Raw genomic sequence first — 2299 nt, 5'->3', positions numbered from 1 at the left:
CGGATTACCAGAAGGCCGGGGTGATTTTTCGCCACTCTCTGTGCGTTTGTTTCCTGGAGATTGACCGTTTTTAGGAATCGGCTTCTTGGCATCGGAACTCGAAGAGCTATCCAATGATATATCTTCCATATGCTTCTTGGCCTTGCCTTTTTCAGCCTTTATATCATCCTTATCTTTGCCTTTTTCACCTTTGACACTTTTGGCGAGAATTTTAGGAAAATTCTTCTTTGCACTCTTATATAACTTGTTCATAACAACTCCAAATTCATCGGATTGATGGAAAGCACGGCACAGCACGGCCCGGATTGATTCGTCAACCCCAGAAGGCGGCCAGCCCACTGAGTGCCACTTCCAGCACGCGCGTTCCCCGTGAGGTACACCCTGTCGCTCCCCTCCACACAGCGTGCGTCCCCTGTCCCACTTCCCCCCGCTCATCCGTCTAAGTAGTCGGAGAGCTCGCAAGCCAGCACCCAGGCCCCTCAGTGGCCCTCACGCCAGCGGCTCGTCGTTCATCACGCAACACAACCTCTGGAGTACCCCCATGCGTTCCCTCCCCCGCCAACGCCTGCTGGTCGTCGCGTTGGCCGCCGCCTTCAGCGGCCCCTTCGCCGTGCCGCATGCGCTTGCCCAGGCCCCCGCCCAGGCCGAGGCCGAATTCGCGGTCCAGGTGCCCGCCCAGCCGCTGGATGCCGCGCTGAACGAGCTGTCGCGCCAGACCGGCCTGCCGATCCTCGCGGCCGCCGAGGCCACGGCCGGCAAGACCTCGCGCGCCGTGAGCGGCCGGCTGAGCGCGGTCCAGGCGCTGCAGCAGATGCTGGCCGGCAGCGGGCTCGAAGCAACACGCTCGCCGAACGGCGGTTTCGCGGTACGCCAGGCCTCGGCCACCGCCGCGACCGCCGAGACCACGCTGCCCGCCCTCACCGTGCGCGCCCGCGCCGATGCCGATGCCGGCGGCTACGTCGCGCAGCGCGCCAGCGTCGGCACCAAGACCGACACGCCGCTGGTCGAAGTCCCGCAGTCGATCTCGGTCATCAGCAGCCAGGAGATCGACGACAAGGGCCAGACCACACTGACCGATGCGCTCGCGCAGACGCCCGGTGTCACCGTGAACCCCTACGGCTTCGATTCGCGTGCGGCCGACTGGGTGCTGCTGCGCGGCTTCGACGGCTGGTACACCAGCAGCTTCCGCGACGGGCTGGTGCAGAACGTCGGCATCACCTTCCTCGGCGTGCAGACCGAGGTCTACGGGCTCGAGCGGCTGGAGGTGCTGCGCGGGCCGTCGTCGGTGCTGTTCGGCAAGGGCGATGTCGGCGGCGTGGTCAACCGCGTCAGCAAGGTGCCGGGGCCCGATGCGGTGCGCGAGATCGGCGTGCAGACCGGCCGCTACGACCGCAAGCAGGTGATGGCCGATGTCGGCAGCGCGATCGACGCCGACGGCCAGTGGCGTTGGCGCGTCRTCGGCGTCGGGCTCGACACCGGCACGCAGGACCAGTACCCGAACGGCGACCGCATGACGCAGAAGCGCCAGTACCTCGCGCCCTCGCTGAAGTGGCAGCCGACGCCGCAGACCTCGCTGACGCTGCAGGCCGAGGTGCTGCGCGACGACAGCTCCGACGACGTGCAGTACGCCAGCGACTTCGACGGCAACCCGACCTCGGTCAAGGAAGGCGAGCCGAGCTACAGCCGCATCGAGACCGGCTCGGATGCGGTCGGCTGGCAACTCGCGCACCGCTTCGAAGGCGGCTGGCAGCTGAAGCAGAACGCGCGCTATGCGCACCGCACGCTGGACAAGCACCACATCCTGTCGTTCTTCGATACTGACCCCGGTGGCGACCCGAACCAGCTGCTGCGCCAGGCGCGGCACGMCGTGGAGACGGTCGACGAGAACAGCATCGACACCTCGATCCAGGGCAAGGTCGACGGCGGCGGCGTCTCGCATGCGCTGCTGTTCGGCATCGACTTCGACCGCAGCCGCGCCGAATGGCAGCGCTGGCAGGCCATGACGACGCCGCTGGACATGACGAACCCGGTGTACGGCATCCACATCGACGAGCCGACCGCTCAATCCCGTGACAAGCAGGTGATCCTGTCGCAGGTCGGGCTGTACGCGCAGGACCAGGTGCGCTTCGACCCGCACTGGGGGCTGACCGTCGGCGTGCGGCAGGACCGGGTGAAGACGCGCTACGAGAACCGCAGGCCCAGCACCGACCCCGACTTTCCCGAGGTCGGTGTCGCCGAGCGCACCGACAACGCCACCACCGGCCGGCTCGGCCTCAGCTACCAGGTCGGCAACGGCTGG

Annotated in this window: 2 protein-coding genes; one reads left to right on the top strand and one right to left on the bottom strand. The window is 66.5% G+C overall.

Annotated features, from left to right (window positions below; genetic code table 11):
* Positions 1 to 339 (bottom strand): hypothetical protein (locus AC1D12_RS31320; protein WP_477845086.1); only part of this gene is annotated, 339 nt, incomplete at its 3' end.
* Positions 340 to 541: 202 nt separating this feature from the next.
* On the opposite strand from AC1D12_RS31320, the gene AC1D12_RS31315 reads away from it, so the two are divergent.
* On the top strand, positions 542 to 2299 hold a 1758-nt coding region (locus AC1D12_RS31315), incomplete at its 3' end, for a TonB-dependent siderophore receptor (RefSeq protein ID WP_477845085.1).

Source organism: Rhizobacter sp. P1_G5, from assembly GCF_056405435.1.
This window is presented reverse-complemented; position numbering and strand designations above follow the sequence as displayed.